Origin of the sequence: Staphylococcus sp. HMSC059F04 (assembly GCF_001812565.1) — a bacterium.
Taxonomy (GTDB): Bacteria; Bacillota; Bacilli; order Staphylococcales; family Staphylococcaceae; genus Staphylococcus; species Staphylococcus lugdunensis.
The window spans coordinates 51,152-65,388 of the sequence record NZ_KV809472.1 but is presented as its reverse complement, the minus strand read 5'-3'; the positions used below and the strand labels follow the sequence as shown (position 1 = coordinate 65,388).

Sequence of the window (14,237 nt, the reverse complement as noted above, 5' to 3'; positions counted from 1 at the left end):
ACGCTTATACCAAGCTTTTTTCAATCCTAGTCAATCTTGCCGGGTCGGGACTACAAATTCATTATGAATTCTGTCCCGCTCCCATAAACTTATAACACGTGCAAAACTAGCTTCAGTTTCTTTTTGTTGGAGGCTCCTGTGCGAGCTGAAAGCTAACGCCATACTTGTCTTGAACCCAAGCAAATTGTTTATATGGCGGCATTTCTGTTTTAGGCATGAGGATTGCGCCTTCTTTTTTTAGTCCATTATATAGCCGTTCCATTTCGGCGTTGTCTTTTACTGTAACATATAGTGATATCGCTGGGTTCATTGGAAGTTCTTGGCCACTGTTTGCATCAATAGCCATAAAAACTTGACCATTTAATGTAAAGATGGAATGTTGAACTGTTCCAGGTTCTCCTGGACCATCTTCATCATATTTAACCATCGTTATAATCTCGCTATCATCAAATAATGACGTATATAAATTTATTGCTTCTTCTGCTTGATTATTATACATAAGAAATGTCGTAATTTTAGGGATTTCCATTTATCTTGTCCACCTTTAAGTTTATTTTTCTTTGCTCTTATTTTAATATATATACAAGTCATAAATAAATTAAACTTATGCTTTATTAAATTACGTAACTCTAGATGTTGATTTTTATATAAAAAGGTAAAAATCAATTCTAAATGAAGGGAGTCTTATTAATGTCAATTGGCATTATTTCGCTATTAGCCTTTTTTATCGTTTTGTTTCTAGGATGGTTATGCGTCAAATTCTTTATTCGATAATTTAATCACTTTTATTAAAAATGCATGTCACATAAACGCGCACTTACCTGCTTATGTGACATGCATTTGTTTAATTATATATGACCCTTTTCTCTTAAATTAGCTTTGGCTTCTTTAAATATATCACTTGGACGTACAAAAACATCAATTTCTTGGTGTATGCCTTGACTTTGTGACGTATGTTGTTCATATTCTTCAACATTTTGTGCAATCGGAGAGTTAAAGTCTTCTGGTCTTTGTAAAAATTCATTTACATGCTTAAGCTGATGATAAAAATCATTGCCTTGGTTACTTTCATTAGACATTATTGTCCCCTCCTTTTATACACTATATTATGCTAAATTATCGCGCCAATCAACTAATGTTTTTATATCTTCTTCCTTAATTGCACCCATTTCACGTGCAACCTGAATTAACTCATTGTAATGGCTCAACGTGTAAAACGGCAATTTTTGTTCCTCAAACATTTCATCTGCTTTAGCTAAGCCATAAGTAAATATAGCAACAACACCTAATACTTCTGCACCAGCCTCTTCCAATGCTTGTACGGCATTGATAGAAGAACCACCTGTAGAGATTAAATCTTCAACAACAACAACCTTTTTCCCTTTGCTTGCAGCACCTTCAATTTGATTTTGTTTACCATGACTTTTACTTTTAGAGCGCACATAATTCATTGGTAGATTCATTGTTTCTGAAATATATGCAGCATGTGGAATACCTGCTGTAGCTGTACCAGAAATAACCTCAACCTCTTCAAAATGCGCTTGAATTAAATTAACTAATCCATCTCTAATTTGACGACGTACTTTTGGAAAACCTAACGTTACTCGATTATCACAATATATCGGAGATTTAATACCTGAACTCCAAGTAAATAACGCATCAGGTGATAATGAAACTGCTTCAATTTGTAATAAAGCTTTTGCAATCTCTTTTGCCATTTAACTTAACCAACTTTCTTTTATAGAATGATAACTTTCAACTGGGTGTTCACTTTGTGTAATTGGTCTACCCACAACAATATGAGTTGAGCCTAACTGCTTAGCGTCTTCTGGTGTTGTAATACGCTGTTGGTCGTCCGCTGTTACGCCTTTTGGTCGAATCCCTGGTGTCACTTTTAAGAAGTCAGCACCTAAATGTTCTGTAAGTAATCTGGCTTCTAGCGGTGAGCATACCACACCATCTAAGCCAGCTTGTTGTGTAAGCTGTGCATAGTTTAATACGGCCTCTTCAATTGATGTTTGAATATTTTGCTCTTGATGTAACATCGCTTCAGTTGTAGAAGTTAGCTGTGTAACAGCAATTAGTTTAGTGTTTTGATTAAACACGCGTAACCCTTTCATTGCTTCTTGCATCATAAGTGTTCCACCTGCTGCATGCACGTTAACTAAGTCTACATCAAGCTTGGCTAAACCTTGCATCGCTTTATTAACGGTATGTGGTATATCATGCAATTTTAAGTCTAAAAAAATATCATGGCCTCGTGCTTTAATATCGCGAATAAACTGTGGTCCACTTTGATAAAATAATTCCATACCTACTTTTACAAATAATGGCTCGTTAAATTGATTTAAAAAGTCATTGACTTTGTCTGTAGACTCAAAGTCTAATGCAATAATTGGTAGATTTTTCATATTAAATTTCCACCTCCAATTCTATCTTGAAATATGGGTATGGGACACCATTATGTTTTAGGATACAAACTAAATATTGGCAGTAGTTGACTGGATTGAAAATAAACTTTTACCAAGTTTTTCTCAATCCTAGTTAACCTTGCCAGGGCGGGACTACGAATTCATAATACATTCTGTCCCGCTCCCTAATTACATATTTCTCATTGTAAAGGTCATGCTCTCTATCACATTTGTTAATGCATTTGCTGTATCTAATGATGTTAAGCAAGGCACACCATTTTCAACTGTTGTGCGACGGATTTGGAAGCCGTCTCGTTCTACTTCTTTACCTTTAGTCATGGTGTTAATAACAATTTGAACATCACCATTTTGAATGCGCGTCAACAAATCATTTTCTCCACCAATTTTACCAACTACTTCAGCTGGAATATGATGCTGAGCAAGTTTATCCGCTGTGCCTTTCGTCGCTAAAATTTTATATCCCACTTCATTTAAGCGCTGTGCGAGTTTAACTATTTCTTCTTTGTCTTTATCACTCACTGTCATGAGCACCGTTCCGTGATCTTTAACTTCAACACCACTGCCTGTCAAGCCTTTGAACAATGCCTTTTCAAGTGTTAAGTCTTTACCCATCACTTCACCTGTTGATTTCATTTCAGGTCCGAGTGTTACATCGACATTTTTTAGTTTATTAAAACTAAACACCGGTGCTTTAACAAAAACACCTTCACTATATGGTTGCACACCTGGTTGATAACCTAAATCTGCTAATTTCTCACCTATAATTGCACGCATTGCTAATTGTGCCATTTGTATATCCGTAATTTTACTTAAAAATGGCACCGTACGACTAGAACGCGGATTTACTTCTAATACGTAAACACCATCATGAGCTATCACAAACTGAATATTAATCAACCCTACAATATTTAACCCTTTGGCTAACTTGATTGTATAATCTTCTAACGTATCAAGTTCTTCTTGTGATAATGTTTGCGGTGGATAAACAGCGATTGAATCACCACTGTGCACGCCAGCACGCTCAATATGTTCCATAATACCTGGAATGATAACTGTATCGCCATCACTAATAGCATCGACTTCTATTTCTTTACCCGTCAAATATCTATCAACTAATACAGGATGTTCTGGACTAGCTTTTACCGCTTGTTCCATATAATTTTCTAATTCTTGATCATTGTCGACAATTTCCATAGCACGTCCACCTAGTACGTACGACGGTCTTACAACTACTGGATAACCAATTTCACGTGCATTATTTAAAGCTTCTTGTGGTGACGTAGCCGTTTTTCCTTTTGGTTGTGGCACATGAATATCTCTTAACAATGCTTCAAATTCTTTTCGATCTTCAGCTCTATTCAAGTCTTCTAGTGAAGTACCTAATATTTGAACACCATGCTTTGTTAATTTATCCGCTAGGTTAATTGCTGTTTGCCCACCAAATTGCACAACCACACCTTTAGGTTGTTCTAAATTAATGATATTCATTACATCTTCTTCTGTTAACGGTTCAAAATATAATTTATCTGAAATTGAAAAGTCTGTTGATACGGTTTCTGGATTATTATTAACAATAATTGCTTCATAACCTGCTTGCTGAATCGCCCATACAGCATGAACGGTTGCATAGTCGAATTCTACACCTTGACCGATACGAATAGGCCCAGAACCAAGTACTAAAATCTTTTCTTTATCTGTTACAACTGATTCATTCTCAGTTTCATATGTTCCATAATAATATGGCGTTGATGATTCGAATTCTGCAGCACATGTATCTACCATTTTGTAAACTGGTTTAATTTGATGTGCCATGCGCAGTTGATAAACCGCTTCTGTTTCCATATCCCAACGATGGGCAATAACTCGGTCACTAAAGCCATAATCTTTAGCATATTTAAGATAATCTAAATCTCCAGGATGTGCTTTTAATTCATGCTCAATATTGATAATGTTTTGGAATTTATGTAAGAAGAAATAATCAATTTTAGTCATTTCATGTATTTCTTCTAATGTTGTACCCCTACGAATTGCTTCACCAATAAAGAATAAACGTTCGTCATCTTGATGACTAATTCGCTCTTTAATATAGTCTAAATCAAAACTTTCACCATTAGGTAGTCCAAGGTGATGCACCCCATATTCTAACGAGCGAATCGCTTTCAATAACGATTCTTCATACGTGCGCCCTATCGCCATCACTTCACCTGTAGCTTTCATTTGTGTACCTAATTCACGTTCACCTTTTTCAAATTTATCGAATGGAAAACGCGGAATTTTCGATATAACATAGTCTAATGTAGGTTCAAATGCTGCATAAGATGTGCCTGTAATAGGATTAAGCATTTCATCTAATGTTAATCCTACTGCAATTTTAGCGGCTAATTTCGCAATAGGATATCCCGTTGCTTTAGAAGCTAATGCTGATGAACGAGACACACGTGGATTAACTTCTATAATGTAGTAATTAAATGAATGCGGATCTAAAGCGAGTTGAACATTACAACCCCCTTCTATTCCTAAGGCTCTAATCACCTTCAGTGAGACATCACGCAACATTTGATATTCAACGTCTGATAATGTTTGACTTGGTGCTACAACAATAGAATCCCCAGTATGAATACCTACTGGATCAATGTTTTCCATATTACAAACCACGATAGCATTATCATTTTTATCGCGCATCACTTCGTATTCGATTTCTTTAAATCCTGCGATAGACTTTTCAATCAAACATTGCGTTGCTGGACTATAATGTAAACCATTGCTAACGACTTCTTTTAGTTCTTCATCATTGTGACAAATGCCGCCTCCGGTACCACCCATCGTAAATGCTGGTCGCACAATTAACGGATAACCAACCTGTTCTTTAAAACTAAACGCTTGTTCAACCGTATTAACGATATCACTTTCTGGTACTGGCACATCCAAATCATTCATCAAAGTACGGAATAGTTCTCGATCTTCTGCTTGTTGAATTGACTTTAATTCTGTGCCTAACAATTTAACATTATTCGCCTCTAACACACCACTCTCATGAAGTTGAATTGCCATGTTTAATCCCGTTTGACCACCTAATGTTGGCAATAAAGCATCGGGTTGTTCTTTGCGAATAATACGCGCAATAAAATCATGTGTTAACGGTTCGATATATACTTTATCTGCAATTTCTTTATCAGTCATAATCGTAGCAGGGTTAGAATTAACTAGAATGACTCGGTAGCCTTCTTCTTTAAGTGCTAAACACGCTTGTGTACCTGCGTAGTCAAATTCTGCTGCTTGTCCAATGATAATTGGTCCTGAACCTATTACTAAAATCGTTTTGATATCGTCACGTTTAGGCATGAGTATTACGCTCCTTTTCTTTAAACTCATTAATCATTGCTATAAAATCATCAAACAAATAATTAGAATCACTTGGACCTGGTCTTGCTTCAGGGTGATACTGCACTGAAAAAGCTGGTAATGTTTTGTGACGTAAACCTTCAACCGTATCGTCATTTAGTGCAATATGTGTAATTTCTAAATCAGTTTGTGCTAATGAATCTTTGTCAATCGCATAGCCATGGTTTTGACTTGTAATATCTACTTTTCCAGTTCTCAAATCTTTAACTGGATGATTAGCACCTCGATGACCAAATTTCATTTTAAATGACGATGCCCCTTGTGATAATGCAAATAGTTGATGTCCTAAACAAATACCAAAAAATGGTATTTTCCCTAAAATTCCTTTTATCATGTTGATGGCAACTTCAACAACATCTGGATCACCTGGTCCATTTGATAGCATGACGCCATCCGGTGACATCGCTAAAATTTCTTCAGCAGTTGTATCGTAAGGAACCACAATCACATTACATCCTCTTAAATTGAGTTCACGTACAATATTTTGTTTTTTCCCAAAGTCTAATAATACTACGCTAAGATTCGAACCAGTAGATACATATGGTGTCTTTGTTGATACTGTCATTACTTCGTCTCTCGGTAATTCCGTTGACTTTAATTTGTTAATAAGTTCATCAATATTTTCTCTGCAATCTGTAAACGCTGCGCGTAATACACCATGCTGACGAATTTTGCGTGTAATACTACGTGTATCTACGCCAGAAATTCCAGGTATCTTGTATTGAACAAGTACTTCGTGCAATGTTTTTTGCTGTCTAAAGTTACTTGGATGTGTACTAGCTTCTTTGACGACAACACCATTTAAAGTTGGTGTTAACGCTTCAAAGTCATCTCTATTAATTCCATAATTACCAATAAGTGGATAAGTAAAGGTAATAATTTGTCCAGTATATGACGGATCAGAAATCGTCTCTTGATAACCAGTCATAGCAGTGTTAAAGACGATTTCGCCTATTGATAGTTCATCAGAACCTAACTTATAACCTTCATAGAATGTTCCATCTTCTAATACAAGATAACGTCGTTCCAGCATATTACACTTCCTCCTTATATTTAACATCGCCTGCTACCATTGTTAACACAGGGTTCCCGTATACTTTATACCCTATAAATGGTGTGTTATCAGCTTTAGACAAGAAATCTTCTCCTCTGATTTCTCGCTCTTCATCAAGGTTGATGATTGTTAAGTCAGCAAAACTTCCTTCTTCTAATCGTCCGTATGGCAAATCAAAAGTTTGAGCTGGTTTAATAGTTAAATAATCAACTAATTGTTGTAATGACCAATCCCCATTTTTAACAAAATGTGTGTAAAGTAATGGAAAAGCTGTTTCACTACCAACGATACCAAATGGCGCTTTCGTCATTGGTTGTGCTTTTTCTTCTTTTGCATGAGGCGCATGATCTGTTGCAATACAATCAATTGTACCGTCTAACAAGCCTTCTAATAACGCCTCTCTATCTTCTTTACTTCTTAAAGGAGGATTCATTTTAAAAATCGCATTATCTCCAGGTACATCATCTTCTGTTAATAGCAAATGATGTGGCGTTACTTCTGCAGTTACATGAATGCCCGCTGCTTTAGCATCACGAATGGCTCTAACGCTTTCTTTTGTTGAGACATGACAAACGTGATAATGGCAATGAGCTGCTTCAGCTAATAGCACATCTCTCGCAATTTGAACGGCTTCACAAATATTGGGTATACCTGGTATGCCTAGTTCTTCACTCCGCTTACCTTGATGCATTGCACCACCGTATATTAAGCTATTATCTTCACAATGTGCAACAACCGCTTTATTAACTTTGGCAGCGGCCTGCATTGCTTCGTACATCATTGCAGATTCTTGAACACCTACCCCGTCATCAGTAAAAGCAAATGCACCATCTTGAGCTAACGCTTCAAAATCAACATGTTCTTTACCTGCTTGTCTCACTGTAATAGCAGCATAAGGTAAGACTCTAACTTGTGCAGTTTCTTTAATTAATTGTTTTAAATTATCAAAATGCGTCACTGAATCAGGCACTGGACGCGTATTGGGCATAGGACATACTGTTGTAAATCCACCGCGTGCGGCTGCCTTAGTTCCTGTTTCAATTGTCTCTTTATGTTCTCCACCCGGTTCTCTCAAATGAACATGAACGTCTACAAATCCTGGTGCTACAAATTGTCCATGAGCATCTATCACTTCAACGTTATCATCTATGTTAATCGTGTCATTGATTTCTTTAATGTATTGTCCATCGATTAAAATTGACTTTTGTTTAAGTTCGCCATTATCTAAGATTTGTGCATTTTTAATTAATTTCATTAGTGATTCTCCTTTTCCTTTAAAAGTTCATTAATGACTGCCATGCGTAAGTACATACCATTTTCCATTTGCTTAAAAATACGAGATTTAGGTGCTTCAACCAAAGATGTATCGATTTCAACACCACGATTTACTGGTGCCGGATGCATAATAATCGCACTATCTTTTAATCGTTCATATCTTGACTTTGTCAAACCAAATTGTTCATGATAATGCTGCGCTTCAAAAGATGTTTGTGACGCTGCTTCATGACGTTCATGTTGCACACGGAGCAACATCACGATATCTACTTCTTCAATCACATCATCGATATCAACATATGGTGCTGATAATGTATCATCAATCCATTGTGGTGGACTTGAGAAACAGACATGTGCACCTAGTTTAGTCAAACTATCATAATTGCTACGTGCAACTCTCGAGTTCTTAATATCACCACAGATGAGTATGTTTAAACCAGCAAAATCTTTAAATTCTTCATAAATGGTCATAATGTCTAATAAACTTTGAGTTGGATGTTGACCACTACCATCTCCTGCATTAGCTATTGGGATATTAATATCTGCAAGTTCTTTGTAATAAGCATTCTGCGGATGTCTGATAACTAATAAATCTACCCCTATATGCTCTAATGTCTTACATGTATCATATAAAGATTCACCTTTTTGAACTGATGAAGTTGCTGTTTCAAAGTTAACTAGTGATAAACCTAACTTTTGTTCTGCTACTTCAAAACTACATTTCGTGCGTGTTGAATTCTCGAAGAATAAATTAGCAACAAACTGTTGTTGATGCGCCTTATCAGGATAATGTCCAGCTTTATATTGACTCGCAGTTTCAATTAAATGATAAATTTCTTCAATACTTAATTCTTCCATAGACAGTAGATGCTTCATCATTCATCCTCCTTATACATTCATTATTTTATTTGCTGTGCTTTTTCTTTTGGTAAAATCAAATTAAGTATAATTCCAGATAAAGCGGCTAAAGCCATACCTTCTAATTGAAGATTGATGCCAATGTCCTTTAAATTAATCACTAAGTTTCCTATACCCACAACTAAGACAACAGAAGCAATCACAAGATTACGATTATCCGCGAAATTAACATTGCTCTCAACTAACATGCGTAAACCACTTGCAGCAATAATTCCGAATAATAGAATGGACACACCGCCCATAACTGGTGTCGGTATAGATGAAACTAAGGCCGTGAATTTACCTATAAATGCTAAAACAATTGCGATGACAGCTGCACCACCTATAACATAAATGCTATATATTTTCGTAATAGCTAGTACACCAATATTTTCACCATAGGTTGTACTTGGTGGTCCACCAATAATACTTGCAAACATAGTCGAAATACCATCACCAATAATTGATCGATGCAAACCTGGATCTTCGAAAAAGTTCTTCCCTACAATCTTATTTATTACTAATTGATGGCCAATATGTTCACTTACAGTTACAAAGACAACTGGTATTAAAACCAAGATAAGCCCTAAATGAATAGACGGCTCATAATCTCTAAACGGTAAATAGATATGAGGCACATCTAACCATTTAGCTTTAGCTATAGGTGCAAAATGTACAAGCCCCATAAATATTGCAACGATATATCCAACAATAATACCGCATAATACTGGAATTAATGATAAGAAACCTTTAAAGAAACCTTGAACAACAATCGTAACTAGCAAAGTGATAAGTGCTACGACTAAATAGCTCAAGCTATAACCTTTCATATGTGCTGAATCTTGATAAACAGCCATATTCACTGCAGTTGGCGCTAAACTTAAACCGATAACCATAATTACTGGTCCTACAACTACAGGCGGTAAAAGATGCATTAACCACCCTGTTCCACTTATTTTAATTAAAATACCAATGATAATGTACATCACACCACTCATAAATAATGCGACAAGCATATCACCTAAACTATGTGTACTTAATCCAGTAATAATTGGCGTAATAAACGCAAAACTAGATCCAAGATATGCTGGAATCTTAGCTTGTGTAATCAATATGTATAATAATGTCCCAATACCAGAAGCCAACAAGGCTGCTGATATAGGAAGTCCAGTCAAATAAGGAACCAATACTGTTGAGCCAAACATTGCAAATAAATGTTGCAAACTTAACAGTCCCCACTGAGCCGGTCTAGGCTTATCCTTTACATCTAACACGGGTTTAACCGTGCGTTCAAACATTTGTTCATTCTCCATATTTGTTCTTCCTTTCTTATAAAAAAAGCTCTTTACATTAATTAATGTAAAGAGACTAAAAATCAAATTTATAGCACATTCTTACTCAAGTCGTGCTCAAATGATTAAAATGAAGTATGGTATTATACACAATCGGTAACGGTTAAATCTACTTTGCAACTAAATACAGAAATACTTATCAAGGTTAACTTCTGATATTGTTGCGCTGCTTTCATTAATACAATCGGATTTTTGTGTATATTCATTTACTTCACCTTTTCCAGTCTCTCGTACTGCTTTAAAAGGCGGCTATGATATAACGACTGCCGTACGCGAATCTTTTTCTGCTAAAAATACTGAAACTGATTCGTTTTTGGAAGTCGGTATGTTTTTTCCAACAAAATCTGCGCGAATTGGCAATTCTCTATGTCCTCTATCGACAAGTGCAGCTAAGCCAATTTTGATTGGCCTTGAATGTTTAAGTATCGCATCAAGTGAAGCTCTAACAGTCCTACCCGTATATAGAACATCATCAATGATAATAACTACTTTACCAGTAATATCGACATCGATATCATAAGCAAGTTGCGAAGACGTTTGCTCAGTCAGTTCAATATCATCTCTAAATGATGTAACATCAATTGTTCCAGTAGGCACGAGTTGTTGCTCAATTTTTAATATACGTTCTTGAATGCGTTGTGCTAAAAATTCTCCACGCGTTTTGATGCCTAAAAGCACTAAATTGTCAGTGCCTTTATTATATTCTAAGATTTCATGTGCTATTCTTGTCACTGTACGTTGAACAGCTGCTTCATCCATAATAATACGTTCTGACACATTAACACCTCTTTTAAGAATTACAACACAAAAACCTCATGTCTTACAAGACATGAGGTTATCTATACAAAAGGTGTACAATATTTCTCAAGCAACTATAGTGAAATAGGCTATTTAAAATCGACAAATACACCATACATATATTAAACGTTATCATGCCTTTGAAGTCTCTCTGGACGTTCAATTAAAGACGTTGTTGGTTTTAAACTGTCCTTAGTTTACCGTTATTTTAGTAGCTTGTCAATCATGTTTTAATGCTACAGTTATCTCATTTTAAACCTCAAAGAAATGGTCACATCATACGCTACGCATCTCTCTTGCGAATGTCTTCAAGCAACTGTTCAAATGCATCAGGAAGTGCTGCTTGACGTTCAATATACTCCCCAGTTACCGGATGTTCAAAGCCAATTAAACCAGCATGCAAGGCTTGACCACCGATATCTAAAGTTTTTTTCGGGCCATATTTAGGATCTCCCACCAAAGGATAACCTATATACTTCATGTGTACTCGAATTTGATGTGTTCGGCCAGTTTCTAATTGACATTCTATCAACGTATAGTCCTTAAAGTGTTCTAATACATTGAAATGTGTCACAGCATCCTTTCCGTCATCTACAACATCCATAGACTGACGATCTTTTTTATTACGCCCAATCGGAGCATCAACTGTACCATAGTCATGAGGAATATTACCATGAACTAACGCAGTATATTTACGTTTAACCGATTTAGCTACAAGCTGATCAACTAGACTACGATGCGCAATATCATTTTTAGCAACCATTAACAATCCCGATGTGTCCTTATCAATTCGATGTACAATGCCGGGTCTGATTTCACCATTGATGCCCGATAAATCTTTGATTTGATACATCAAACCATTGACTAACGTACCGCTATAGTGACCTGGAGAAGGATGAACCACCATGCCTTTAGGTTTATATACAATAGCAAGATCTTTATCTTCGTAGTAAATATCTAAATTTAAATTTTCTGGTTGAATATCTGCATCAACCACTTCCTTTTCGGTAATGACAATAGAATCATGTAACTTAACCTTATAATTTGCTTTAATTGCTTTCCCATTCACGATTACTAATTCATGTTTTATCCAATCCTGAATTTGACTTCTGGACCAGTCATGATCATAGTCAGACAGCAACTTATCTATGCGTTGTCCTGTGTGTCTAGTATCTGTAATTTCTATACTATGCGTTGTCATTAAATTAACCTCCCTATTCTTTTTTAGTGTCTTTAAGTAAAGCGATTATGATGAGTAACACACCTATAGTTAAGCTAGAATCCGCAACATTAAATATTGGAAAGTCATATCCAAAAATATTGGTGTCAATAAAATCTACAACTTCTCCATTAACGATACGATCTATAAAATTCCCTAATGCACCCGCAAAGAGTAGACTAATTGCTATTTGCATAAATAAATGATATTGTGCTTCTTTAATAAAAAAGAGGACAAGGATGGCTAAAATGATGATTGTTATAATATAGAAAAATACCATCTTCCCACTCAATATACCCCAAGCTGCACCATTATTGCGGTGTGATGTAATATTTAAAAATCCAGGAATTACCTCATATGAATCTCCAATAGACATTGATTTTACAATAAGCCATTTCGTTAATTGATCAAATATAACTAACGCTAATACAACCAATGTTGAAATGCCAACATAGAATTTCTTTTGCATCTATGTTCCTCCATTCGATACTTGTTTCTTTACAACACACTTCATTATAGCTTACTCAACCATATAAAAAAAGAGAGAGTGACATTCAGTCAGAGACCTGCCACGCTCATCATACTTTATAAAATAAAGTGCAATGAATTCATGTTGTATATTCTTCTAAATGATTTAGCCTTTAATGCAAACAAAACCAAACATTTACTTTCATTAGCGAAACCTTTCATCATATCTTTATTTTCTATGACGACAACTATTGCTAGTAATATCATTAAAATGCTGGCGACGATTAGGATGATTTCTTTGTTCGTATCATGATTCTACTTTTATAAAATTAAAGCGAAATTGTAAACCATCTGGTCCTTTTAACCAAAGATGTGTTGTTTCTGGATAATAAAAATCAATCAATGCTAAACCATAAGTGTGTTCATTATCAACGCGCTTAACTCTAGATATCCAATGATTGAGTGCGATGTGATGGTGATAATACTGTGAAGCTAAAAAAAGAGACATCTTATCCAATTGGGCGCTTTTCTTTAAACCAAAGTAGGCTTTATAATATTGTTCAACTTCAGATAATCGCGTTGTTTTTAGATGAATATTGCCGATTTTTGTATCTTTAGGTATACCCTGCCAGCCAACTTCTGTCGTGTAACTCAGTAATTTAGGAATATTCATAGCTTTAATATGCATTGAATGCAGATGCGTGCGATATAGCCAATCTTCAAGAGGATAATCAACATAAAATTTTAACATGTTGCCTTCTGGATCTTCGACAAAGAGTGATGTTGATGTACTTTGCTCCCCGCCATTCATCGGAATATCAAAATCACTAAATTGAACCATAAGATTTGCTAAATCGCTATTATGCGGCAATAATATCCCTATGTAAAATAACCCTGCCTCAGTTAGTTGAGGTTCACGTCCAGATGATATCTCTTGTAAGGTAAGGATATGATGAGATAAGCCTACATCATACTGCACACAATTAATAGAAGCAGTTACTACTTGAAATCCAATAACATCCTCATAAAAAGGCCGTAAAGCTGCTAAATTTTTTACATTTAATGTTATGCCATTAACAAAACGAGCTTCTGCTGAATGAAACATAGGTCACGCTCCATTTTTATTGAATCTAAAACATATATGGTATATTTTACCTTTACAGTTTAAGTGTACATATTTAAAATTATTTTAGCTGTTTCCTACATTATATTATGAAACCTACAATGGGATATCAAGCATAAACTTAAATTTCAAATTTAACACGATGACATTGAAAGAAAAAAGCAGCAGTGAAAATTAAAATCTGTGTAGACTTAATTAATCACTACTGCTTTTTATA

Annotated in this window: 14 protein-coding genes; all 14 read right to left on the bottom strand. The window is 35.5% G+C overall.

Features of this window, described 5'->3' with window-relative positions; all coding sequences use genetic code 11:
* Window positions 1–112: 112 nt before the first annotated feature.
* On the bottom strand, window positions 113–529 hold the full coding sequence (locus HMPREF2864_RS08375; RefSeq protein ID WP_002459339.1) for a VOC family protein: 417 nt from the start codon (window positions 527–529) through the stop codon (window positions 113–115).
* A 319-nt stretch (window positions 530–848) separates the two neighbouring features.
* Window positions 849–1,079: a hypothetical protein gene (locus tag HMPREF2864_RS08370; protein WP_002459340.1), complete on the bottom strand. Its 231-nt coding sequence runs from the start codon at window positions 1,077–1,079 to the stop codon at window positions 849–851.
* A gap of 27 nt (window positions 1,080–1,106) precedes the next feature.
* The gene (pyrE, locus tag HMPREF2864_RS08365; RefSeq protein WP_002459341.1) at window positions 1,107–1,718 is read right to left on the bottom strand and encodes an orotate phosphoribosyltransferase; all 612 of its coding nucleotides are present in this window, start codon (window positions 1,716–1,718) and stop codon (window positions 1,107–1,109) included.
* On the bottom strand, window positions 1,719–2,411 hold the full coding sequence (pyrF, locus tag HMPREF2864_RS08360) for an orotidine-5'-phosphate decarboxylase (protein ID WP_002459342.1): 693 nt from the start codon (window positions 2,409–2,411) through the stop codon (window positions 1,719–1,721).
* A gap of 189 nt (window positions 2,412–2,600) precedes the next feature.
* Window positions 2,601–5,774, bottom strand: coding sequence for a carbamoyl-phosphate synthase large subunit (gene carB, locus HMPREF2864_RS08355; RefSeq protein ID WP_002459343.1), 3,174 nt, complete (start codon window positions 5,772–5,774; stop codon window positions 2,601–2,603).
* Window positions 5,767–6,867 carry a glutamine-hydrolyzing carbamoyl-phosphate synthase small subunit gene (carA, locus tag HMPREF2864_RS08350; protein WP_070572177.1) on the bottom strand — a complete coding sequence of 367 codons (1,101 nt, stop codon included), beginning with the start codon at window positions 6,865–6,867 and terminating at the stop codon, window positions 5,767–5,769. Before carA ends, carB begins: the two co-directional genes overlap by 8 nt.
* A gap of 1 nt (window position 6,868) precedes the next feature.
* Window positions 6,869–8,143 carry a dihydroorotase gene (locus tag HMPREF2864_RS08345; protein ID WP_002459345.1) on the bottom strand — a complete coding sequence of 425 codons (1,275 nt, stop codon included), beginning with the start codon at window positions 8,141–8,143 and terminating at the stop codon, window positions 6,869–6,871.
* Entirely contained in the window at window positions 8,143–9,039 is an 897-nt protein-coding gene (locus HMPREF2864_RS08340) for an aspartate carbamoyltransferase catalytic subunit (protein ID WP_037553650.1), read from the bottom strand. The genes HMPREF2864_RS08345 and HMPREF2864_RS08340 overlap by 1 nt, the downstream gene beginning before the upstream one ends.
* Before the next feature lie 23 nt (window positions 9,040–9,062).
* Window positions 9,063–10,373: a uracil-xanthine permease family protein gene (locus tag HMPREF2864_RS08335; protein ID WP_002459347.1), complete on the bottom strand. Its 1,311-nt coding sequence runs from the start codon at window positions 10,371–10,373 to the stop codon at window positions 9,063–9,065.
* 122 nt (window positions 10,374–10,495) lie between these two features.
* Complete coding sequence (locus HMPREF2864_RS12330) at window positions 10,496–10,618, bottom strand: hypothetical protein (RefSeq protein ID WP_256277704.1); 123 nt, start codon at window positions 10,616–10,618, stop codon at window positions 10,496–10,498.
* A 43-nt stretch (window positions 10,619–10,661) separates the two neighbouring features.
* Complete coding sequence (pyrR, locus tag HMPREF2864_RS08330) at window positions 10,662–11,189, bottom strand: bifunctional pyr operon transcriptional regulator/uracil phosphoribosyltransferase PyrR (RefSeq protein ID WP_002459348.1); 528 nt, start codon at window positions 11,187–11,189, stop codon at window positions 10,662–10,664.
* Between the two features lie 304 nt (window positions 11,190–11,493).
* A complete protein-coding gene (locus HMPREF2864_RS08325; RefSeq protein WP_070545161.1) occupies window positions 11,494–12,411 on the bottom strand; it encodes an RluA family pseudouridine synthase in 918 nt (305 codons plus the stop codon).
* Window positions 12,412–12,424: 13 nt separating this feature from the next.
* Window positions 12,425–12,898 carry a signal peptidase II gene (lspA, locus tag HMPREF2864_RS08320; RefSeq protein WP_002459350.1) on the bottom strand — a complete coding sequence of 158 codons (474 nt, stop codon included), beginning with the start codon at window positions 12,896–12,898 and terminating at the stop codon, window positions 12,425–12,427.
* Window positions 12,899–13,204: 306 nt separating this feature from the next.
* On the bottom strand, window positions 13,205–14,002 hold the full coding sequence (locus HMPREF2864_RS08315; protein WP_002478325.1) for a VOC family protein: 798 nt from the start codon (window positions 14,000–14,002) through the stop codon (window positions 13,205–13,207).
* Window positions 14,003–14,237 lie beyond the last annotated feature (235 nt).